The organism is Dapis hubbardiae BLCC-M172, from assembly GCF_050016015.1.
Taxonomy (GTDB): Bacteria; Cyanobacteriota; Cyanobacteriia; order Cyanobacteriales; family Microcoleaceae; genus Trichodesmium.
Genome location: NZ_JBNHEQ010000016.1, coordinates 26867 through 50251 on the forward strand (window position 1 = coordinate 26867; position 23385 = coordinate 50251).

Genomic DNA, 23385 nt, shown 5'->3' on the forward strand with positions numbered 1-23385 from the left:
CTAAAGTTAAGTGGCTAAAATACCCCCTGAACTGTAAGTTGCAGCTTTTTCATACCGCAACTAAAGTGCTGTAGGTTTCCAAACTACGGAGGATTTTTAAATGACACAAGAAGATAAACAACTTTCTTTATCTCCAGAAGATTACAGTCTGTTAACAGACCTCTATCAACTAACAATGGCAGCTTGCTACGTTGGAGAAAAAATAGACCAACGACAAGCCAGTTTTGAGCTATTTGTGCGAAAACTGCCAGCAGGTTTTGGCTATCTCATTGCTATGGGTTTAACACAAGCATTAGACTATCTGGAGAAATTTCGATTTAGCTCTGAGCAAATTGATGCTTTAAAGTCAACAGGAATTTTTGCTAATGCTCCTAATGAATTTTGGTCGTTGCTAGCAGAAGCTAAATTTACCGGAGATGTATGGGCGGTGCCAGAGGGAACAGCAGTATTTCCCAATCAACCTCTACTGCGAATAGAAGCGCCACTTTGGCAAGCGCAGTTAGTGGAAACATATCTATTAAATACAATTAATTACCAAACTCTCATCGCAACAAAAGCAGCGAGAATGCGGGATATTGCTGGAAAAGACACCAAATTATTAGAATTTGGCACTAGACGCGCATTTAGCCCCCAAGCTAGTATTTGGGCAGCTCGTGCTGCTTTAGCAGGGGGAATGGATGCTACTTCTAATGTTTTGGCAGCCTTAAAATTAGGTCGGAAACCAGCAGGAACAATGGCTCATGCTTTGGTGATGGCAATATCTGCTGTCGAAGGTAGTGAGGAGGACGCTTTCAATGCTTTTCAGCGATATTTCCCTCAAGCACCTTTATTAATAGATACTTACGATACTTTGGCAGCTACCCGTTTATTAGCACAACGAGTTAAACAGGGTGAAATGCAGCTAAGTGGGGTAAGATTAGATTCGGGAGATTTAGTTAAATTATCCCAGGAAGTACGATCGCTACTGCCAGAAGTGACGATTTTTGCTAGTGGAGATATTGATGAGTGGGAAATAGCTAGACTTCAGAGAGAAAATGCTTGTATTGATGGATATGGTATTGGTACTAAATTGGTAACTGGTGTTCCTGTAAATGGAGTTTATAAACTGGTAGAAATAGACGGTATTCCTGTAATGAAAAATGCTACCGGGAAAGTCAGTTATCCTGGTAGAAAACAAATATATAGATATCTAGAAAATAGTCAGTTAAAACATGATTATTTGGGATTAATGGATGAAGATGTATTGAATCAAACAGAATTTCAGACTGATAATTTTATAAAATTAATCACACAAGTAGTTCAGAATGGAGAAATATTGCAAAAATCAGAAAATCTAGAAGCGATCGCTAATCGAACTGCTATTTCTGTTGCTAGTTTACCCCCTGAAACTCGCAGTCTAGAAAATCCTATTTTGCTACCTATGAAAATTTCTAATAAATTACAAGAACTTACACAAAAAACTAGAGATAAAATACTGAGCGGGAGTAAGGGAGTGAGGGAGTGAGGGAGTGGGGGAGTGGGTGAAAAATAAAGATTTTTCCTTATCTTAAAGCTTCTTACTTCTTACTTTAGTTAATTATCAAGGTTAAATTATGAATAATTCCCAAATATTATTAGGTTTAATAGGTGTATGTAGTTGTAATATTTGTGGGTAAATATCTACCATTATGTAAGATTTTTCCTTCTTCCTTCTTCCTTCTTACTTCTTACTTTAGTTAATTATCTAGGTTAAATTATGAATAATTCTCAAATATTATCAGGTGTATGTAGTTGTAATATTTGATCGTAGGAGTTTTGTATCCAAACACCAAGCAAAAATGGTATTTGGAAACCAAACACTCTACAATTTTTCTCACAAATCATATCATGTTCGTTGGTATCGTTTGTATAAAAGTTGGGGAAATATTTACTATATTTAAGATTTTTCCTTCTTACTTCTTGCTTCCTCCTTCTTACTTCTTACTTCTTGCTTCCTCCTTCTTCCTTCTTACTTCTTACTTCTTACTTCTTCCTTCTTCCTTCTTACTTCTTCCTTCTTCCTTCTTACTTAATTATCAAGATTAAATTATGAACAATTCCAAAGTATTATCAGGTTTAATAGGTGTATGTATTGGAGATGCTTTAGGTGTACCTGTAGAATTTTCCAGTCGTCACGAAAGAAAAATTAATCCTGTAACTGAAATGATTGGTTATGGCGCACATAACCAACCACCAGGTACATGGTCTGATGATAGTTCCATGACATTATGTTTAGCTGAATGTCTATGTGATGGATTTGATTTAGAAGCGATCGGCCAATCTTTTTATAAATGGCGTTATGAAGATTATTGGACTCCACGGGGTAAAGTTTTTGATATTGGAGGTACCACTGCTGCAGCTATTTCTAGAATTAAAAAAGGTAGACCAGCAATAGAAGCTGGAGGTAGAGAAGATAGGAATAATGGCAATGGTTCTCTAATGAGAATTTTACCCCTAGCTTATACTTATAAAAACACCAATTTTCCCGAATTAATTCAACAAGTTCACGACTGTTCTTGTATAACTCACGGTCATGTAAGGTCACAAATGGCTTGCGGTATTTATATTAGTATAGCTATTTGTTTATTAGAGGGTTTAGACCTAAAAACAGCATACTTACAAGGAATAGAAAATATCAAAAAAATCTACTCAGAAGAGAAGTATGCAGGAGAAATACATCGTTTTCGTAAAGTATTGGGTGGAGAAGTTCAAAATATACCTCTAACACAAATTCATGCTGGTGGTTATGTACTAGATACATTAGAAGCTTCTTTGTGGTGTTTATTAAATACAAACTCTTTTGCGGATGCAGTATTAAAAGCAGTCAATTTAGGAGAAGATACAGATACAACTGGAGCAGTAACAGGTGGTTTAGCAGGAATTTATTATGGTATAGAAAATATGCCAAAAGAGTGGATAGAAGTTATTGCTAGAAAAGATGATATTGTGAATTTAGCAGCTCGTTTAGAAAACGCTCTTTCAGATTAGGAAGTAGTGAGGAGCCAGGAAAGAAAAAGGTAATCAGCTAACCTTATAATAATCCGCCTTGATGTTGTAACATTTTATTGTAGGGGTTGTATCTTTTTATCCAATTTTTGCCTGGGTTTAGAGACAAAACTCCCTAAAGTTTTTTTCATAAATCATATCATGTCCGTTGGTATCATTTGTGTAAAAGTTGGGGAAATATGTACCATTATATTAAGATTTTTCCTTCTCTTCAAGCTTCTTCTTTATTACTTCTTCTTTATTACTTCTTACTTCTTACTTCTTACTTCTTACTTCTTACTTCTTCCTTCTTCCTTCTTCCTTCTTACTTCTCAAAATAAATGACAAAAATAGCCTTATTTGGAACAAGTGCAGACCCACCAACAGCCGGACATGAAACAATTGTTAGATGGCTATCCCAAAACTTTGATAAAGTAGTAGTTTGGGCATCAAATAATCCCTTTAAATCCCATCAAACATCCCTAGAACAACGTTCGACAATGTTATCAATTTTGATTGAAAATATTGACTCAAATCAAAACAATATTTCTCTACATCAAGAATTAAGTAGTCGTCGTACTCTAGAAACCGTTGAACTTGCTAGCAAGAAATGGGATGATGCAGAATTCACCTTAGTAGTAGGTTCAGATTTAGTCAAACAATTACCAAGTTGGTATCAAATAGAAGAACTTTTACAAAAAGTAGAATTATTAATAGTACCTCGAAAAGGTATTACAACCGAAGAGGAAAATTTACAGAAGTTAAGGGAACTAAGTACAGGAGTAAAAATAGCTTCTTTAGAAGTTCCGAATGTTTCCTCATCTGCATATCGCGAACAAGGAGACGAAATGACTATTACGCCTCCTATTAAAGATTATATATATCGGCATAAATTATATCAATGGCAGGAAGCGACTACAGAAAAATTGTAAACAATAAAGCAGACTTTAAAGTAGGGGTAGATAATGTAATTTTTTCTGTTGATACTCAACAAAACCGCCTCTTAGTTTTGTTAGTAATGCGACAAAAAGAACCATTTATTAACCGCTGGAGTTTACCAGGTACATTAGTAATAAAAGGTGAATCTTTAGAAGCAGCAGCATACAGAATTTTAGCAGAAAAAATTAGGGTAAAAAATCTATATTTAGAACAATTATATACTTTTGGCGATCCTGGTCGTGACCCTAGAGAATTTAATTATAATTGTAGATATTTATCTGTCAGTTATTTTGCCCTAGTTAGATTTGAAGAAGCAGAATTAATTGCTAATGAGGTGACAAGTATTAGTTGGTATCCTGTTGAACAAATTCCTCAATTAGCATTTGACCATAAAAAAATTATTGAGTATGGATATTTAAGATTAAGAAATAAACTTGAGTATAGTCCTATTGCTTTTGATGTTTTACCAGAAGAGTTTACTTTAGGAGAATTGTATCAACTTTATGCAACTATTTTAGGAAACAATTTTTCAGATTATTCTAATTTTCGTGCCAGACTATTAAAGTTAGGTTTCTTATATGATACTGGCATAAAAACATCACGGGGAGCTGGTAGACCCGCTAGTCTTTATCGGTTTGATATTGAAGAATTTTCTTTAGTAAAAGATAAACCTTTGATGTTTATTTGATAAGGCTGTAATCTTTTTTGGTAGAAAAAAAGCAACTTTTTCCACTCCATAAATCTAAAAAAGTTAGCATTAGTTACTGGTTAATTTGCATTAATAAAGTTTGAGTAGTCCAAGTCGGACATCCACAACAAAATCAGTTATCAGTTATCAGTTATCAGTTATCAGTTATCAGTTTTTTCAGTTCTTTTAATGATGGAAAATAATATTTTGCTAATCTCATCTGCATCCTGATGAATACTCTGAAAAGCTTTTTCTTCAATATAGTCAGTATCTTTTAGGAGAGATAGCCAATATTTTGTTTCCAGGGTTTCTTTGTAGGCTATTGACATTTTTGACCGAAAGTCAGCTTGAGATATACCTCCATTTGCTTCTGCTATGTTTGCTCCAATAGATGTCCCACTTCTCAGTAGTTGCTTAGATAACACATATTCTTTTTTTTCCTCAGTTAAATATTTATAAGCTTTGACAATTCTAATAGCAAATTGGTAAGCTTTCTGATAAGCAATGCTCTTATTTATATCCATAAGTTTAAGCGCTAATAACTAAAAAAGCTGATAACTGATAACTGATAACTGATAACTGAAAAAGACGCATTATTCCTCCACTGCATTCATAAACATTGACACATATTCTTCTTCTGTTAATCCCATTTTAGCTAATCTTTGTTCCATAATTCTGTCAAGTTCTTCTGCCGCTTTATTGGCTGCTTTGTAATCTAGTTTACTACGCAGTTCTGCTATTCTTTCTTCTGTTAATCCCGTCGGATGTAATTTTTTATCCATAATTTTACCAAGTTCTTCTGCTGCTTTTTTGGCTTCTTCGACTGCTTTCTTTCCTTCATAATTGAGTTGACTAGGCAGTGATGCTATTCTTTCTTCGGTTAATTCTCTGGGATGTAATGTTTTATCCATAATTTTGCCAAGTTCTTCTGTAGCTTTTTTGGCTTCTTCGGCTGTTTTATTAGCTGCTTCAAAAATTATTTCAAGTTCTTTTTGAGCTAATAAAATTTTTTTTTCTAAGTCGTTTAATTTAATGTTTTTCATAATCCTTTTGGCTGGGTTTTAGATTGGTGTCTAAACTGTTAGTTATTATATCTAAGATAACATTACTTCCCAGTGGAATCAATAATTAATTTACTACAAATTATGTAAAATATCCCGCATATGGCGAGTGGAAACCTAAGACAATTTGACTTTTAGGAATATCTGCTCTTATACCAATTCCCATGCATTAATGCTATACTTAATTAAAACTTCAGTTATTAGGTAATTACTTTAGTAGAGTAACTTTTTTGGTTATTTTAGGTAAATTAAGGTTAATTATTCTTTATTTTTACTTCTCGCCCACTTCCCCACCCAATCAAATGTAGAAAAGTTTTTGAGAAATGGTATTAGTAGATTGGACGCTATTCCATCCTCTAAACCATCCCGATGTATCCAGATATGTAAGTTAAAGAGATTTAATCACTCCTAGTTAGGCTTTTCTAAGTGAATTTATTTAATAGTAGAGAACAATCATCTTTCTTGAACAGCCAAGCTCTGGATAAAAGCCAACCTTTTGAAGTATTATAGCTATATTTATCATTGTTTATTTTTTTTCTTTTTTCCTTTCTTCCTTTCTTTAACTAGGGTTTGCGCTCAAAAGTATTATGGGTGAGAGAAGGAGTCAGTCCTCAGGAGGAATGGGTATGGGAGCGAGGAGGCAGGAGTCAGAATTTAAAGAGTGATTTTTCTGCCTCGCGCAACCCAAAATCCTCACTTTTTGAGCTTCTTAGAACAAAAACCTTGTACTTTTTACAGACCTAAAAAGGCTAATATCTTTATATGTCAATGCTTTTATATTTAATCAGCAAACCATAACTAATGAATAAAAAAAGTCTGACTTTAATCGGATTATTTTTAACAACCTTCCTGCTAATAACAATCAATTTATTTTCCGCCCAGAATGCCGAAAGTAAATCACAAAACCCTCTATTTATTGGTTTCCAAATTATTAGTCATTCTCAGGGAACAACTCTTTATCAAAAAGATTTAGATTATCTACAAGTTATTGATTTAACTCAAGGCGCAAAAATTAATTTTATCTACGGAAATATCACAGACTTAGGTACTAAAAAAGGAGCTTACGACGGTAACGATCCACAATTTGAACGTCAGACAATATCACAAGTATGGTCTAACTTATCTTCAGAAAATTCAAGTTTATTTTGTATTACTAACGGTCAATTTTTTAGAAATGATAAAAACTCCTCTACAGGGTTAGCATTTCCTGTTAAGTCAGATGGAATTATAGTTAGTGACGGTTATGCCGGAGAAATAGAATTTCCTGACGAAAAGTTAATGCTAGAAGTCTGGAATGATAGAGCATTAATTACTAAATTTCAGCCAAATAATTTCCAATTATCAACAGCACCTAATTTTATTGTTGGTTTACAGGAAAATGCTGATAAAGGAGTTGAAGATAAAACAGGTAGAACATTTATTGGAATTCAAGATAAAGATGGCGATCGCCTGAATGAAACTATTTTAATTTTTACTTCTAAACAAGCAACTCAACCTCACGCTGCTAAAGTTTTGAAAAGTTTCGGTGCAACTCAAGTAATAATGTTAGATGGTGGAGGTTCAACACAATTAATTTGTCAGGGAAATAATTATATAGATTCACCAAGAACTATCCCTCAAATGATTGCTATTTTTAGTGGAAATTAAGACTAGGGAATAGGGAATAGGGAATAGGGAATAGGGAAAGAAAAAAATATCTTTTACTCCCCTAATCAAAAAAATGTAGAAAAGTTTTTGATAAATGGTATTACACCATTTTGAACAAAGAATGTTACGAATAGTAAGAGGGATAAAAATACTTTACAGGAGATGTCTATTGGACAAAAAATATGATTTATGACCTAAAAAACCGTATTGAAGCCATTCCCATTCGACTCCGTACGGACGCCCTTATGCAACGTCCCTACCTCCTGACTCCTAAAAAGTACCCTAGCTATTTGTAGCAAACATTTATCAATTTGGTATTACTTTATTCTTTTCTCTATATTCCTTTTTGAATATAAAAAACTTCCAGTAACTTAAAACTGGAAGTCCAGAGAAAATTTATTTTACTTGTATGATAATCAAATTATTTCATAAGAGAAATTTCTTTATCTGCCACCACTTCTGAATTTGCATTATCAGCAACATTATCCTCAATTAAATCTAGTTCACCACCAGGTGCTTCAGGATGCTGTTGAACAAATGTTTCTTCTACTGGTACTTCCATAGACTCATCACCAGCATCAACATTAGCCTCTGCTTTACGACTAATATAACGACTAGCAAAAAAAGCACCTAACCCAGTTAAACCTAGTGTACCAGCGGCAATACCAGCAATAGTAAAGTCAGACTTACCAGGAAATTTTTTGTTTAACCAAGAATCTTGTGAAATTAAAGGTTTTTCTGTTGATGTAAAACTTTTACCTTTGCCACTAAAAGGACAAGCTTCTACAGAATTCGCAAAAACTACACCACCAGCGATCGCTACGGTGGAAAGAGCAGTGGCCACAAAATTTAGCTTTTTCATTTTTGTTTGGTTTGTAAAGTACCTTTAGAAAAGTAATATTAACAGCACTTTCCTAAAGTGGCAACTAAAGAAAAAGACTTTGTTATCTCCTCCTGACTAAACTCATCAATAAATTGGTATAGACAAGTTTTTTATATTAGGAAAAAACCTACAGCAATCCTATTTCAGTTGTAATATTTTAGTGGTCGGGGTGAATAGCCATTCGCCCCTAAAGGACTCAGGTAGGTGAGCAGTTTGATTAGCAACTAACAGTAGTCAGGAGTAATAATTTACTTATATTTTCAGTTAAAATTAATTAACTGTTATCAAAATTTTCACAACCAATTTTAAGATTGCGATAAGTATAGCAATCCTAAATTAGGTTGTGACAAATAATAAACCTATAACTACCACCTGTTCCCTGTTCCCTAAAAGCGGTAAGATTTTTATACACAAATAAAGTAGGATTGCTATACTAAAAAAAATAAACCTGGTTTATTCCTGAATAATTAAATTAACTTAATTACTCTGAATCAACCTCACTTATTTCTTGGTTAGGATTAAGACAAGTAGTTAATAATTCTTCTGTCGATAATCCTACATTAGAACTTAAACCAATCACACAAGAAGAAAAACTTTCTGGGAGTAAACTAAGACGACAATTTTCTAACACAGCAGATTCATTAGATGTATCTTTTACTGCTTTATTAATCTTTCTCACACAATTTCCTAGTTCATCAACTCTTCTCACCCTTTGACAATTAAATAGAATTTCTTCTGCCGGAAGTTCTTTCGTTGTACTATCATAAATTCTTGTGACACATTTGGATAAATCTCTAGGCTTTAAAGCTGCACCACAAGCATTAGCTACTTCTGACTCAGATAAACCTACGCTTAATAAATCTCTAGAGCAAATTCTAAATGATTTTCTACTTGGTTGAGCTGTTGCTACTTCAGGAATAATCATCAAAAAACTATAACTAAAAAGTTGTATTACTGCTAAAGATATCCACCGTTTACTCAAGTATTTTTTAGGTGTAAATAAGGGAAATTTATCAGATAAAAAATCAGAAAAGTTCTTATGAAGCATAACAAATAATAAAAGTTAAAAACAATAGTGGACAATTGACAAAGTAGCAATTAAATAGTATATGATATAGGATTGTGGCTAAATTTTACGTTAATGAGGAAATTATTATGTCTAGATATAGAGGTCCACGTTTAAGAATAGTACGTCGTCTGGGGGATTTACCAGGGCTAACTCGTAAAAGTGCCAGACGTGCTTATCCACCTGGTCAACATGGTCAAAATCGTAGAAAGCGTTCTGAGTATGCGATTCGACTGGAAGAGAAACAGAAACTACTATATAACTATGGTCTTTCTGAACGCCAACTCCTACGTTATGTAAAAAAAGCTCGTCGTGCAGCAGGTTCCACAGGGCAAGTATTACTACAATATCTAGAAATGCGCTTAGATAATACCGTATTTCGTTTAGGAATGGCTCCAACTATTCCCGGCGCAAGACAGTTAGTTAATCATGGTCATGTGACAGTTAATGGCAAGGTAGTAAGTATTGCTAGCTATCAGTGTAAACCTGGAGAGGTAATTAGTGTTAAAGAAAAAGAAAAATCTAAGGAAATGGTAAAGACTAATCTCCAATATCCAGGTTTAGCTAATATTCCTAGCCATTTAGAATTTGACAAAGATAAACTGGTTGGTAAAGTTAATGGTGTTGTGGAACGGGAGTGGGTGGCGCTTCAAATTAACGAACTATTAGTTGTGGAATATTATTCCAGACAAGCTTAGAATTTTTGTTTTTCAGAGAACTAAGGAAGAAGGAAGAAGGAAGAAGGAAGAAGGAAGAAGGAAGAAGTTTAATTATTGACATATGATTGTTTACGCTATTAATTTTTAGTAGTTAAACAGTAAACATAGACGTGAAAAAGAATGTAGGGATTTTCCATAGAATTTCCCTACAAAGTTTTGAGAAAATGTTTATTTCTGGCACTTAATTAATGAGAGTTGATATGAGGGATTATTCCAATACTCCATCTATACTTCTTCCTAAGTCCTGACTTCTAACTCCTTTTCCCAGAGCAAATATAGCAGTCGCTATTACTGATACAAACATTCTCAAATTCTCAAATATAGTTACAGTAATAATTTAACTTCTGTACCTTGCTAATCCTATGATTCCCGTCCTATGATTCGCCTATCTAACTCCTAAATTATAAATTATAAATTATAAATTATAAATTCCTTTTATCCTCCAATTTGTGACATAGTTCGACTATAAATTCCAGTAGTACCAGACTCTCTTTGTTTAAAATTAATATCTGGTTTTATACCTAATAAATATTCCACTTTCTGCCGTAACTCCTCAACAGAAACTCCATTACGCAAACCATTTTTTAAATCTATTTGACCCATTTCATTCAAAAGGCAAGGTCTTAACCATCCATCCGCAGAAAGACGCATTCTATTACAGCGATCGCAAAAGCATTCGGACATTTGACTAATAAACCCCAGGGTTCCCTTTGCTCCAGGAATTTGAAATACATCGGCAGGTCCATTTCCTCGGACAAAAGATTCTGTCAGTCCCCATTTTTTCCTAATACTTTGCCGTAATTCTTCAGAAGAAATCCAACCTTTATCATCAAATAATTTATCATTACCAATAGGCATAAATTCAATAAATCTAACATGCCAATTACGGTCAATAGTTAAAGCTGCTAAATCTAAAACTTCATGGTCATTCACCCCAGTAATAACAACCACATTTAATTTCAAAGGGTCGAAACCTACCTCATAAGCAGCTTGAATACCATTCCAAACAAGCTGCCAACGACTACGACCTCTATTACCAATAATTAAATTAAAAGTATCTGAGTCTAGAGAATCTAAACTAATATTAATTCTTCTTAAACCAGCTTGATATAAATCTTTTGCCATATCTGCAAGTAAAAATCCATTAGTCGTCATAGATAAATCTTTTGTTTCTGGAAAAGAAGCAATATTCTCAATCAAATCTACAAGACCAGGACGTAATAAAGGTTCACCTCCCGTTAAGCGAAACCGAGTAAAACCCACAGGAATAAACACATTTTTTAGCAGAGTTAGTAATTCATCATTAGTCAATAAATTTTGTTTTAAAATATAGTCAATTTCTGCACCTTCAGGCATACAATATTGACACCGAAAATTGCAACGATCTATCAAACTAATTCTGAGATAATCAACTATGTTCATATTAAAATTTATATCCTAAGAGAATGTTAATTTTGTTTTACTGGCAAATATGCAGCCAGTTATAACCATTTTTTTTATACTCCAACTATAATATAGCGGTTATCATCTTAATCAGGTATAGTATTTTGTTATCTTCCCTATTCTTTTTTCCTTATTCCTTTTTTCCTAAAATCGAAAACTTGTAAAATCAAGCAGATAATGTATCAATTAAAATCTCTATTTATCAAGACTCCATCCCCAGAAACTGATGAAGAAAAAAAACTTGCTAAAATCAAAGAAAATTTTGATTATTTGTAAGCATTTCCTGCAGAATGCTGCACAAACAACCGTCAGCTAGCCTCTTGCCTCCTGCTACGGTAGCTCTAGCTTTTTCGTATAGGGAATGCTCCGCTTTCCATGTCGCGCAGCATTATCCTGACGGACTGCTGCCTCTTACAGAGGAGCTGCCTCTTGCAGAGGAGCTGCGCTAACGCTTTTCATGTCGGCTAAGAGCCGAAACGCAAACATGTCGGCTCTTAGCCGAAAACAGCTATCAGCCATTAATTAATTGCCTTTATAGCAGTAATTAGTATTGATATTTTTCAGGAAAAGTAAGCGTTCAGCTATCAACTATTAGTTATGATTTATTAACTCAATTAAAAGACTTTGTATGAAATGTATTTTTGAGGAAAAAAAGAATTTCCGACCTAAAAAATGGTATTAAAATCATTCCCATACGACTCCTTACTCCTGACTTCTAAGAAGCTGATAGCTGACTGCTAATAGTTGAATGCTTACGATTATTTATCCTAATCTTTCCTAAGGATTAAGTTCAGTAGCTGCTCAATTATGGTGACAATATTTAAGTCTAGCAAATCTGGAAAACATTAATAATCAAGCAGAGGTATTCGTTGACAAACTGTGGAAGATAATCTAATATTTATTCCCCATAATAAAATTTGGAATGAGCTAAGATATAACTCTAATCATGGCGCATGAGAAGCTCAAGTTACAACTGATTTTTATTTAGCTAATGAAGTAGATTCATAACTGGCAATTAAAATTTTGTATCTTGCTACTTATACCAGTAAATACAGTCAATTAAAACTTCAGATTAGAGTATTAGTTGAGCAAAAAACTTGGGAAACTCAATTTCAGTTCAAGTCTTCTCCTATAGAGATAAGTAACTTCTAGGGTGGGAAAACCTGCTTCTCCTTCTTTAAGTTTATAGAATTATTTTTAATAATTTATATAAGTAAAATTAAACACTTGTTTAAAAATATTTAGGGCTTCCTGATTAAATATAAAAGGATTTACAGATAAAGGTTTTAGCCTTTTTAGGTCTTGAAAAAGTACAAGGTTTTCGTTCTCTAGAAATGCAAAAAGTTAGGATTTTGGGTTGACGCTCTTGCTCAAAAAATCAAGGGATAATTCTTCCTCCTACCTCCTAGCTCCTCACTCATTCCCCATTCTTCCTGTAGGGGTGATTTCCCTACGGAATGCTCCGCATTGATGTCGGCGACAGCCGTTAGCGGAGCTTTGCAGAATGCAAAACGCGCATCACCCCTACAACTCCTGACTCCTAACTCCTAACTCCCGACTCCCGACTCCCGACTCCTGACTCCTGACTCCTGACTCCTGACTCCTGACTCCTGCGCTACTAAAAGACTTTTTCAGCAAACCCTATTTAATTGACAAAAACAAAAATTTTACAAAATTTCTACTATTAACCTTCCTGTGAGTAGTAAACTTTAAACCTAATTTTCTTGGTCATCAGAATATACCTAAATATACCCTATACTTTTCTACCGATAAAATTGGAAATTGAGCCAACTGGTTACCGACAAACCAGCTATAGAAAATAGAATAGTAACTGGCTTGATTTTTGGTTAATAATTGACAAAAAATAAATCAAAAGATATCAATATAATAAGATTTATCAAAAAAAATAAACAAAAGTAATGATGAAAATTTGCCAATTAGTAGTATAGCCTACCCTGGCCGAAAAATACATTTCTGTAAGCTCCCCAGAGCATCCAGGACAAAATTAACAAAACCTCACTAGCTTAATAGCTAAGTTGAGCATAAAAAAAATAATAAATTTTGCAATATTTTAAGAGGTACTAGGATTTGAAAGCCAACTTAAAAAAATTAGTTTCCCAACGGACAATTTTAATATCCATCGCACTTGTAGTCTGGAGTACATGGTTAATCTTACTAGGTGGCAAAGAAGCATTTTCCTATTTACTAGGTAATTGGGAAATAGCCCTAACAATGATTTTTGGGTCAGCGATCGCTGGAGGTACAAGTCTAGGGGGAGGAGCTGTCGCATTTCCAGTTTTTACCAAAGTTCTGCACATTTCACCTTCCGATGCCAAAATATTTTCCCTGGCCATTCAGAGTGTAGGTATGACTTCTGCTGCCGTTGCCATTTTTTTAACTGGAATTAAAGTAGAATTACGGGTAATTCTTTGGGGTAGTCTGGGTGGGTTTTTAGGAGTATTTATGGGGTCTGGTTTTTTAGCCCCCCTGATACCCCCTGACGTAATCAAAATGTCTTTCACTGTTATGCTCACCAGCTTTGCTGTTACCTTATTAAAATTAAACCAACAGCCGAGAGAATTATATACAGCTATGCCAATTTGGACAGTTAAAGAGCAGAGAATTTGGCTAATAGCTGGGTTCCTCGGAGGGATGATGAGTGGTTTAGTCGGTAGCGGTATTGATGTCTTTACTTTTTCTGTCATGGTAGTTTTATTTGGCCTTTGCGAAAAAGTTGCTACCCCCACTTCCGTCATCCTCATGGCAGTTAATGCTATAGCTGGATTTATTTTACAAGTCTTTGTTTTCCAAGATTTTATAGATCCAGTTCGTAGTTATTGGTTTGCAGCAATTCCAGTAGTAGTAGTTGGGGCACCTCTTGGGGCAATATTTTGTAACCTCTTGCGCCGAGAAACCATTGCCAATATCCTGATTGGTCTAATTTTTGTAGAAGTTCTTTCCTCTTTACTTTTGATTAATTTAACATCAATAGTAATGTACTCCAGCTTGATAGCTTTAGTGGTATTCTCTTGTTTAAATTACTGGATGTACCGCACAAAAATCTATCAGAAAAATCAAAAAGAATGTTATAATTACCAACTATCTAAGCAAGAGTCGTCAACTTCTGCGGGCTGAAGCCACGCAGCTTGGACGGCCCAGCGTCTAACTAAGAGTTGGCTAGACCACAGAGCCAAAAAACGATAACACCTCTGGGTATTTCCCTAGCCCGGATTATTTGTTGGTCTTCTTGGGTTAAGGCATCGTACAAATGCGAGACACAACGTTTTTGGTGGTCTTAGGGACTTACAACTTTTCAAGGGAAAGGATTATCTCTTATGCTTCGAGTCCCAGTACAAAATCCTGATGGCTCTCCTGCAATGCCAACAAAAGCATCGCGGGCACGTCGTTGGGTACAAGAGGGAAAAGCAACAGCACATTGGAATGATGCTGGGTTGTATTATGTTCGCTTGGTGGCCGAATCATCAGGTGGCCATACCCAGAAAATAACAATTGGTTGCGACCCTGGCAAAAAATATACAGGGATTGCGGTTCAGTCTGCAAACTTCACTCTTTATACCGCACATTTGGTTTTGCCGTTTGACCGTGTTAAAGAACGGCTTGGCTCTGCTGTGATTAAGCAAGGCAAAATAATTAAAAATGTCAGAGGTCGAGCATTACAACGTCGGGCGCGGCGTGGTAGAAAGATTAATAGGAAAGTGCCTTTCAACCAACGTGCCCATCGACAAAAGCGATTTGATAATCGTAAAAGAAAAGGGAAATTACCTCCATCTATTCGAGCATCAAGGGAGATGGAGATTAGGATTATCACCGAACTGTCTAAAGTTTTCCCTATAACTATGATTGTCTATGAACTGGTTAAAGCTGACGTAGATTTAACTAGCGGTCGCAAAGGAGCGCGTTCGGGCAAAGGGTTTTCTCCGGTTATGGTCGGGCAAAATTGGTGTGTTAAACAACTGCAATCTATTGCACCTGTTAAAACCGTTTATGGCTGGCAGAAAAACAACAATGGAACCAGTCAAATTCGCAGATATTTACGGTTGGAAAAAATCAAAGATAAGAAAGCCCAAGTACAAAAATCTCATGCAGTAGATGGTATTGCTTTGGCTGCTAGTGAGTTTGTTCGCTATGGAGTTACTCCCAGAAAAAATTCTGATACTTGGGGATGGAAAGGCTCCGTCAACATAACTTATTGCATTTTTCGAGTCATTACTAGACCTGCTTATTTTCGTCGCGCTTTACATTTTGATAATGCTGAGAAAGGCGGCATTCGTAAACGCAAAGGTGGAACAATCACCCCTTTTAATGTTCGTTATGGCGATAAAGTTATGGCTGAAAAATCAGGGAAAACATACATTGGATGGGTAGGAAGCTTTACTAAAACCAAGACCAAAAACATCAGTGTTTATGACCATAATTGGAAGCGCGTTGGACAATTCTCTCCTAAAAAAGTTCAACTGATTCGTAGGTCTAATAAACTCTGTGTTGTTTAACTTACACGGATGTTAAATCCTCTACTCGCCTTTCCTCCCCACGTTAAAACGACGGGGATTCCAGGATCTGGAATATTTTTCTTGAATATAACAGTCGCCATAGCAGTTAGGACATTTTCACACCTCTCAAATATAGCAATCCGCTCTTATAAAGTAAATAAAAAAACTGAAACTCCCACCTGTTGCCTTCTGGAGCTGTTGCCTAAAAAGCAGTAAGGTTTTTGACACGAATAAAATAGGATTGCTATATAGTCCGTGCTGGGAATTTGACTTATGACTTCTAACTTATGACTTCTGCTAAAATTGTCATGGCAAAATATAAGGATACTTATTTCCGTGAGGTGCTATGCACCTTGCGGGTTTTAAATTTTATGGAGAATTAAGTGCAATGACGATTCAACGTCAGTACAGTTTGCCTAATTGCAAATTGATTTTGCAAGGCTTGAGTGATAGTGGAGGAACTAACTTAAGTCCAGGGCAAGTATTATCTATATTAATGAGTGCTGAATGTCATATTCATGGCCAAGAGCCACCATTAACTGGTGGACGAGATTTTTTTGAAAGTTTGGTCAGGCAAGTTAGCAGCTATGCTCAGGAATTTCTGAGTGGCATATCTTCCCCTAGACACCACAGTGAAAGCCAAGAGTTGCTAAACTTACACAAAATAGATGTCAATCTCCATAGATTAACTCTTTTTGATGGCAATGTTTCTGGCGGAAATATTGCCGAGCAAAAACCTGGTAGAATTATAGATTTAACTACAGTTCAGTTATTCGATCTGGTTGAGGCCATAGACCAGTTTTTTGCCGATTCTCTCACTTTACCGGATTTCTCTTTGGCAGTAAGACCTGTTTCTCGAAGACAAGTCAAGTCAGGGGAACCTGTAGCTCAAAAAGTTCTGCCTGCTGCTGTGGGAATGTCGGGTTTAGCAATAGCAGCGTTAGCTTTATTCTTTGTACCTATTCCAGAAGTACAACGTCCAAGAGAACCTCAACCAGAATCAAATGAGAGTGTGGGTAGTTTAGAGACATCTCCCACCAGTACCCCGGAACCTGGTTTAAATCCTACCCCAACACCTGAAGGTTTGGACTCTTCGCCAGAATCGACTACTATTGATTCATCTGAGGAGAAACTATCTGAAGAAAATCTAGAGTCATCTTTGTCTACCAGTTCGGAAATTACCGATCCAGCAGAGATTGAAAAATTGCAAAATATACTCTCTGCAAAAATTGATAATACTTGGAAAATAGAAATTAGCGCAGATTTAATTTATCGTGTAACAGTGGCTACCGATGGTTCTATTATTGGCTACAAACCAATAAATTCTGCTGCTGCTGATGAGGTGGATAAAACTCCTCTACCAGATTTACTGGACCGACAGACAGTAACTGGAGATAATAATCAATCGACGGCTGAGTTTAAAGTCTTTTTTAGTCAACAAGGTTTCCTAGAAGTAGAACCTTGGGAAATTTAACGAAGTAGGGGCGAATGGCCATTCGCCCACAGATAGGCAGGGCTGTTTCATTCTTGGTAAAGGTAGAGGGGGAGGAGGGAGTAGGGGAGCAGGGGAGCAGGGGAGCAGGGGAGCAGGGAAGTAGGGGAGTAGGGCAGTAGGGGAGCAGGGAAGTAGGGGAGCAGGGGAGAATTTTCCACCCAATACCATATTGTCTTATTATCTCTAAAGTATTTGTTAAGCTAATATCATGTCCGGTTGAATAGTTATAAGGAGGAGTCAGGAGGAAAGAGAGGAGAAAGAAAGTATCAAAAGGAGAATGTTTTTTTATCACTAATTATCCGGACATGATATAACATTCAAATTAAAAGTGTCACTAATGGAAAAACCGTGAGTAAATCTTCTCCCAATCGGATCAACCCTAGGTCTCCGGGAATGGGTCTGTTAATACTATCCTTAATATTTCGATTGTTACTACTGGTAGTAGCTAGTGGTTTTTCCTGGGTGTTGGGAATGGCGATCGCTGTCCAATATCCCTCTACTTCTCAAGAGATACCCATAGCAGAAAAACTACTTCGTGGCACTAAGGGTATAGTCTCTAAAAAAGGGTTGCCCCAATCTTCAAACGCCACCCCTGAATCTACCCCAGAAATTCTGAAGCTCCAAGTTGAACTAACTGAGGCCCAGAGACAGGAATTACAAACAGAACTTGAAGAATTACAAACACAGTTAAATAGTCTTATTGGTCAGACCACAGCTTTAGAAAATCAATTAGGTGTTAGTAGACCTAATCAAAATTTAGAGGCAAGATTAAATTTAATTTCTCAGCAGTTGACTGTACCGCTTTCAACTAATGAACGCAAACAAATAAGTCAATTTACCAAACCTGTTTTTTCAGGAAATCAAATGATGGTGACCCTTCCTATTGATATTTTGTTTGAGTCAGGTAGTAATACAATTCGTTCTGAGGAAAGGATTATTTTAGACAATTTAATTACTGAATTGAAAAATTATAAAGGTGCAACAATTACTGTTTCTGGTCATACTGACAGTCGAGGTAAAGTCAAAGCAAATCGAGAATTATCATTTTTACAAGCTGAAGCAGTAGCAGAATATTTATCAAAAAATCTGGGGCAACAGTATCGTCTGCTGGCTATTGGTTATGGAGAGTCTCGCCCCATAGCAGAAAATGATTCTCAAACTAATCGACAACGTAATCGTCGGATAGAGGTAAAAATTAATCCTAGTCAAAATAGAAAACTAGAGATTTAAACAACTCTTTCATTGTATGTAAGCATTCAGCTATTAGCTGTCAGCTCTCAGCAATAAGTTTCATTGATTAATTAGTGCAATAAGTGTAGGTTGAGTTGTTTGCGTTAGCATTGCGAAGCATGGAACGTTTGCGGAGCATTTCCAACGGAAAAACCCAACCACAACAAAGCTAGTTATCAGCTTTATATTCTAACAAAAATAATAGCTAATAGCTGTTTAGCTGGCGCACAACGCGCGTTAACGCTGCGCGACATGTTTGCGGAGCATTCCCTATACGAAAAAGCGCAGCTCCTCCGCAGGAGACTAGCTGACGGCTGTTTGCGCAGCATTCCGTAGGAAATACTTACTTTTCATTATCAATTATCAGATAGAGGTAAAAATTAATCCTAGTAAAAATAGAAAACTAGAGATTTAAAAAACTCTTTCATTATCAATTATCCATTATCAATTATCCATTATTACCTAGCCAGTTTTCCAAGTCTGCCATTGTTGCTAAATCAAAAATTTCTTCACCTAAAATATCTAATTTTTCCAAAGATAATTCCTCTATCTGAGTTTGAACTTCTGGAGCTATTTCCCCAAACTGGCGACGAATTTGACGTAAGATTTGCTTGACTATACCAATTCCAATTCCAGTTTCTTCTCCTTCCTTTCTCGCTAAACTAATTTGTCCTTTCTTATCTCTAATCGACTTTTCCTCTTGCTCTAATTCTTCTAATTCTTCATTGCTTAAGTTCGCCTTATTCGCTATATTTAACGCTGCTTCTATTTCTGATACTTCTTCCAATGATTCTGGTATTACTTCTAAATTTGGAGCCGAGCTAAGAAAATATATCCATTTATCACTTAGAGTTTCTAAGGCTGATAATTCTTTTTTAAATTTGGGTAATTCGACAAACATTAATGTTAATTCATCTTGGTAATTAAACAATTCTGTCTCTTCTTTCAATCCAAACTTAGTAATCATTTTTTCTGTCTTTTCAAATAAAACAAAGTCGGCGATCGTCAAAGCAATAAAAGGTTGCAACATCATATAACCTTGCCCTGCATCTAATTGATTTCCATAAGCTTTGGCTAAGTTATAAATTACTCGTTTTTCAAATTCTTCTACATTCAATACTTGCATTTCAATGATGACGGTACTACCATTATCTAAAACTGCTTTAACATCAAAATAAGTATCTTTCATAGTGTTAGTAACTCCAGGGTTATAGGGGTTAATTATTTTGAGAGATTGAATGATGTTTTGATTGTTATAAACTATGGCATTGAGAAAACTAATCAGGATGTTTTGACTATGAATAGAAGCAAAAATTTTTTTAAAGGCAAAGTCGGTTTTAGGGCTAATAAATTTCATAGTTATATCTTTTGCTGAACTGCTATAATATAATTTATGGTACATTGTTTTCAGCTCTTTATACTCAAAAAGTTATGATTTTGGGGAAAAGTTGAGCAAAAAAAAATGCTCCCCTACTCCTGAAAAAAGACTTTTTCAGCAAACCCTAAGTAATCAGAATAACTCTAAACAATCTAACAATGAATTAGAAGATAATTCTTCTATTGCTGTTGCTCCAGAGCGTAAGATTGATTCTACTTTTTCAGTTTTAGCATTCCCGCAACGTAGCCAAATTACTTTTGGTGGCGAACCATACAGACTGCTTTTTTCAGCAAAGTCTGCATCTTGGGTAACAATACAAAAGTTTTTTGCTTTCGCAAATTCCCAAATTTCTGTATCTGTAGCGATAGTCATTCCTTCAAATTGAACGTGACTTGCATCAGGGAAAATATCGGCTAGTCGTTGGACTAACTTTCTGCTCAAATTTTGGTCAAATAGTAATTTCATTCTTTAGTTATTACTGCTACTGAACGCCGTTCTCTATCGGCGGCAAATTCTAGACAAGCTCTAATATCCTCTTCTGTTAATTCGGGAAAATCATCTAAAATTTCTGCAAAAGACATTCCTGTAGCGAGCCATCCTAAAACGTCGTAAACTGTAATTCTCATTCTTCTAATACAAGGTTTACTACCACGTTTGTCTGGTTCGATGGTGATAATTTTTTTATAGCTCATAGTTATAGTTTTAGAGAATTGGGCTAATTTGTTGATCGTAATTTTTTATTATATAGCCTTTTCAAATTGTACTAAATTAATAGAGTTGTTGGGAAATAATTTTTGTAGATTGTGAGTCTGATAATATTATATATTTAGATTGATCTTTTGGTTTTTATGGGTAATGAGGGTATGAGTGCTGGACAATTGTTGAAGCAGGCTAATAGGTTGAAGAGAGCGGGGCAGTTGGATGAGGCGATCGCTATTTATCATCAGGCTATTGAAATTAATCCTAATTTTGCTTGGTTGTATTCTAATTTAGGTGATGCTTTAGCTCAACAAAATTACTTTGATGAAGCCGTAGCTTGCTTTAACCAAGCTCTCAAGATTAGTTCTAGTACAGCTTTTTTCTATTACCAGTTATCCGAAGTCTTAGGGAAACAAGGAAGATTAAATCAAGCTTTAATTTATTTCGATACACTTATAAAAACTCATACAAATCTAGAGAAATTAAATTTATATACAAAAGGATTAAATAGCAATTATTTTTCCCAGAAAAAAATCAAAAAATCAGAACTTTGGAATGCTTTAAAATTTGCCATTGTTTTAGAGCAAAAAGGTGAAATTAAAGAAGCAGCAAATCTTTATAAAAAGATTATTGAAGATAGTCCTTATCAATATTTTGAAATTTATAACAAACGGGGAAAGTTACTTCTAGAAATGGGAGAGCGGAAATGGGCAGCTAATAATTTTGAAAAAGCTGTATTTCTTAATCCTAATTCAGCCGAGTATTATCTAAATTTAGCAGAAGCAGTAGATCGTTGGAGTCTGTCTGTAAAATATTATCGAACAGCAGTTAAATTGAATCCAGTGGCTTTGAAAAAATACTACGATACAATTAAGCCTAATAACGCCCAAGATATTAAGGTTAAAAATCCAGTATTTGTGGTTGGTTGTGGGCATAGTGGAACTTCAATAATGTTAGCTTTGTTGGGTAGTCATCCTTCTTTTTATCCAATACCTTATGAAAGTGCAATATTTCTGCAAAATCTCAGGAAAATTGAAGAAACAATGCAAAATTGGGATGAAGAATGTTTGGCAGCAGGAAAAAGTCGTTGGATTGAAAAAACTCCTCCCCATATTTTTCAAATTGGAAAGTTTCTTAAAATTCGCCCTCAAAGTCGGTTTATTCTTATGTTAAGAGATGGGAGAGATGTTGTCTGCTCTCTAAAGGATAGACCAGATTCAGGTTATGATAAATTTTGGGAACGTTTAGACCGATGGATTTATGATAATTTGTCTGGATTACTTTATTGGGATGACCCTAGAGTTAAAGTTGTTAAGTATGAGGATTTAGTAACTAATCCTGAAACTACTTTGAGAAATATTTTACATTTTTTAGGCGAAAAATATGATGATAAAATTTCAAAATTTCATCAGACTGAAAGGCGTTGGTACAGCTCAGAGATTATTAAACCTGAGAAAATTAATAGCATTACAGAACACAAACAATATCGTAATTGGCAAATTAATCAGCCTTTGTTTGATGGTCGTGGTCGATGGAAGGAAGAAATGACAGAGGGAGAAAAAGTTATTTTTAAGAAAAAAGCGCAAAAGTATTTATTAGAGTTTGGCTATGTTGAAGATGATAATTGGTGAGTTTACTTTTAATTTGATCTAACCCTTGATATTAGAAACATATATTTATTTATGAATACTATTAATCTGAAAATTCAAGCAGTACGCTGCCAAAATAATCCAATTTTATATCCAGATATGGCTGGTTTAAAAGGTGAAGTTGGTTCTAATATTAACGGTCCATCACTGATTCGGGTTCCAGATTGGATTGAAAATCCTTTGGGTAACTATTATCTTTACTTTGATCATCATCAGGGTAAGTACATTCGTTTAGCATATTCTAATAATATTCAAGATTCATGGACGGTTTACCAGTCAGGAACGTTAAAGTTAAATCAAACTGTATGCCAAAATCATATTGCTTCTCCAGACGTTCATGTAGATGATAAAACCCGTGAAATTAGGATGTACTTTCATGGCGTTCATCCCTCCCATGGTCAGGTAACTTTTTTAGCAACATCCAAAGATGGCTTGAACTTTACTCCATCCTCGTCGGTTTTAGGACCATTTTATTTCAGGGTGTTTAAGTATGGTGGGTGGTATTATGCGATCGCTAAGAACAAAAATATTGGTGGTGTTTTACTGCGGTCCAAGGATGGGATAACTGCTTTTGAAAGAGGACCAGAGTTTATTCCTAACCTTCGACACACTGCTGTATTGTTAGAAAGGGACACTTTGATGGTATTTTATTCTCGTATTGGGGATACACCCGAATCTATATTAATGAGTTATGTGGATTTAAAGCAGGACTGGAAATCTTGGACACCATCTCCACCTATTCCTGTCTTAGAACCTGAAGAAGATTATGAAGGGATAAGTTTTGCAATTGAACCTTCACAAAAGGGAGCAGCTAAAGGAAAAGTGCGGCAGTTGAGAGATCCTGCGATTTATCAAGAAGATAATAAATATTACATCCTGTATTCTATTGCAGGAGAGTCAGGTATTGCTATTGCTGAGTTAAAGTCGATTATTTTTAGCAACTGAATGTATTGAATTTCCTCTCACTGTTTAGT

Annotated in this window: 20 protein-coding genes; 12 read left to right on the plus strand and 8 right to left on the minus strand. The window is 35.3% G+C overall.

The window, feature by feature from the left end:
• The first annotated feature begins 100 nt into the window (after nucleotides 1–100).
• The 4 genes from ACP6PK_RS02025 to ACP6PK_RS02040 all read left to right on the plus strand — a co-directional run bounded on the left by ACP6PK_RS02025 (nucleotide 101) and on the right by ACP6PK_RS02040 (nucleotide 4630).
• A complete protein-coding gene (locus ACP6PK_RS02025; protein ID WP_426557321.1) occupies nucleotides 101–1504 on the plus strand; it encodes a nicotinate phosphoribosyltransferase in 1404 nt (467 codons plus the stop codon).
• 563 nt (nucleotides 1505–2067) lie between these two features.
• Nucleotides 2068–3006, plus strand: a complete 939-nt coding sequence (locus ACP6PK_RS02030) for an ADP-ribosylglycohydrolase family protein (RefSeq protein WP_426557323.1) — start codon at nucleotides 2068–2070, stop codon at nucleotides 3004–3006.
• A gap of 338 nt (nucleotides 3007–3344) precedes the next feature.
• A complete protein-coding gene (locus ACP6PK_RS02035; protein ID WP_426557325.1) occupies nucleotides 3345–3935 on the plus strand; it encodes a nicotinate-nucleotide adenylyltransferase in 591 nt (196 codons plus the stop codon).
• Nucleotides 3905–4630 carry an NUDIX hydrolase gene (locus tag ACP6PK_RS02040; RefSeq protein ID WP_426557327.1) on the plus strand — a complete coding sequence of 242 codons (726 nt, stop codon included), beginning with the start codon at nucleotides 3905–3907 and terminating at the stop codon, nucleotides 4628–4630. Before ACP6PK_RS02035 ends, ACP6PK_RS02040 begins: the two co-directional genes overlap by 31 nt.
• 161 nt (nucleotides 4631–4791) lie before the next feature.
• On the opposite strand, the gene ACP6PK_RS02045 is transcribed toward ACP6PK_RS02040, so the two are convergent.
• Nucleotides 4792–5154, minus strand: a complete 363-nt coding sequence (locus tag ACP6PK_RS02045) for a four helix bundle protein (protein WP_426557328.1) — start codon at nucleotides 5152–5154, stop codon at nucleotides 4792–4794.
• A 69-nt stretch (nucleotides 5155–5223) separates the two neighbouring features.
• Nucleotides 5224–5673, minus strand: coding sequence for a hypothetical protein (locus ACP6PK_RS02050; protein ID WP_426557330.1), 450 nt, complete (start codon nucleotides 5671–5673; stop codon nucleotides 5224–5226).
• A gap of 819 nt (nucleotides 5674–6492) precedes the next feature.
• Here ACP6PK_RS02050 and ACP6PK_RS02055 point away from each other — a divergent pair.
• On the plus strand, nucleotides 6493–7338 hold the full coding sequence (locus tag ACP6PK_RS02055) for a phosphodiester glycosidase family protein (protein ID WP_426557332.1): 846 nt from the start codon (nucleotides 6493–6495) through the stop codon (nucleotides 7336–7338).
• A 421-nt stretch (nucleotides 7339–7759) separates the two neighbouring features.
• On the opposite strand, the gene ACP6PK_RS02060 is transcribed toward ACP6PK_RS02055, so the two are convergent.
• Together ACP6PK_RS02060 and ACP6PK_RS02065 are read right to left on the minus strand one after the other, a co-directional pair.
• Complete coding sequence (locus tag ACP6PK_RS02060; protein WP_426557334.1) at nucleotides 7760–8200, minus strand: hypothetical protein; 441 nt, start codon at nucleotides 8198–8200, stop codon at nucleotides 7760–7762.
• 502 nt (nucleotides 8201–8702) lie between these two features.
• The gene (locus tag ACP6PK_RS02065) at nucleotides 8703–9269 is read right to left on the minus strand and encodes a hypothetical protein (protein ID WP_426557336.1); all 567 of its coding nucleotides are present in this window, start codon (nucleotides 9267–9269) and stop codon (nucleotides 8703–8705) included.
• Between the two features lie 107 nt (nucleotides 9270–9376).
• Between ACP6PK_RS02065 and rpsD the strand changes: the two genes are divergently transcribed.
• Entirely contained in the window at nucleotides 9377–9985 is a 609-nt protein-coding gene (gene rpsD, locus ACP6PK_RS02070; RefSeq protein WP_094678363.1) for a 30S ribosomal protein S4, read from the plus strand.
• 456 nt (nucleotides 9986–10441) lie between these two features.
• Here the strand turns inward: rpsD and moaA are convergent, their stop codons facing one another.
• Nucleotides 10442–11428, minus strand: a complete 987-nt coding sequence (gene moaA / locus ACP6PK_RS02075; RefSeq protein ID WP_426557338.1) for a GTP 3',8-cyclase MoaA — start codon at nucleotides 11426–11428, stop codon at nucleotides 10442–10444.
• Between the two features lie 2109 nt (nucleotides 11429–13537).
• On the opposite strand from moaA, the gene ACP6PK_RS02080 reads away from it, so the two are divergent.
• The 4 genes from ACP6PK_RS02080 (at nucleotide 13538) to ACP6PK_RS02095 (ending at nucleotide 18685) form a co-directional block, all read left to right on the plus strand.
• Nucleotides 13538–14584 carry a sulfite exporter TauE/SafE family protein gene (locus ACP6PK_RS02080; protein WP_246844603.1) on the plus strand — a complete coding sequence of 349 codons (1047 nt, stop codon included), beginning with the start codon at nucleotides 13538–13540 and terminating at the stop codon, nucleotides 14582–14584.
• A 200-nt stretch (nucleotides 14585–14784) separates the two neighbouring features.
• Nucleotides 14785–15960 (plus strand): RRXRR domain-containing protein, encoded by a 1176-nt coding sequence (locus tag ACP6PK_RS02085; protein WP_426557341.1) that lies wholly within the window; start codon nucleotides 14785–14787, stop codon nucleotides 15958–15960.
• A 388-nt stretch (nucleotides 15961–16348) separates the two neighbouring features.
• A complete protein-coding gene (locus ACP6PK_RS02090) occupies nucleotides 16349–17434 on the plus strand; it encodes a DUF4335 domain-containing protein (protein WP_426557343.1) in 1086 nt (361 codons plus the stop codon).
• 369 nt (nucleotides 17435–17803) lie between these two features.
• Nucleotides 17804–18685 (plus strand): OmpA family protein, encoded by an 882-nt coding sequence (locus tag ACP6PK_RS02095; RefSeq protein ID WP_426557345.1) that lies wholly within the window; start codon nucleotides 17804–17806, stop codon nucleotides 18683–18685.
• A gap of 448 nt (nucleotides 18686–19133) precedes the next feature.
• Here ACP6PK_RS02095 and ACP6PK_RS02100 read toward each other — a convergent pair whose 3' ends face one another.
• The 3 genes from ACP6PK_RS02100 to ACP6PK_RS02110 all read right to left on the minus strand — a co-directional run bounded on the left by ACP6PK_RS02100 (nucleotide 19134) and on the right by ACP6PK_RS02110 (nucleotide 20755).
• Nucleotides 19134–20042, minus strand: a complete 909-nt coding sequence (locus ACP6PK_RS02100) for an Rpn family recombination-promoting nuclease/putative transposase (protein WP_426557369.1) — start codon at nucleotides 20040–20042, stop codon at nucleotides 19134–19136.
• Between the two features lie 153 nt (nucleotides 20043–20195).
• Complete coding sequence (locus tag ACP6PK_RS02105; RefSeq protein WP_094678403.1) at nucleotides 20196–20528, minus strand: DUF5615 family PIN-like protein; 333 nt, start codon at nucleotides 20526–20528, stop codon at nucleotides 20196–20198.
• On the minus strand, nucleotides 20525–20755 hold the full coding sequence (locus tag ACP6PK_RS02110; RefSeq protein ID WP_094678401.1) for a DUF433 domain-containing protein: 231 nt from the start codon (nucleotides 20753–20755) through the stop codon (nucleotides 20525–20527). Before ACP6PK_RS02110 ends, ACP6PK_RS02105 begins: the two co-directional genes overlap by 4 nt.
• A gap of 171 nt (nucleotides 20756–20926) precedes the next feature.
• Between ACP6PK_RS02110 and ACP6PK_RS02115 the strand changes: the two genes are divergently transcribed.
• Both ACP6PK_RS02115 and ACP6PK_RS02120 read left to right on the plus strand, forming a co-directional pair.
• On the plus strand, nucleotides 20927–22393 hold the full coding sequence (locus ACP6PK_RS02115) for a tetratricopeptide repeat-containing sulfotransferase family protein (protein ID WP_426557348.1): 1467 nt from the start codon (nucleotides 20927–20929) through the stop codon (nucleotides 22391–22393).
• A gap of 51 nt (nucleotides 22394–22444) precedes the next feature.
• Nucleotides 22445–23356 (plus strand): glycoside hydrolase family protein, encoded by a 912-nt coding sequence (locus tag ACP6PK_RS02120; protein ID WP_426557350.1) that lies wholly within the window; start codon nucleotides 22445–22447, stop codon nucleotides 23354–23356.
• Nucleotides 23357–23385: the final 29 nt, after the last annotated feature.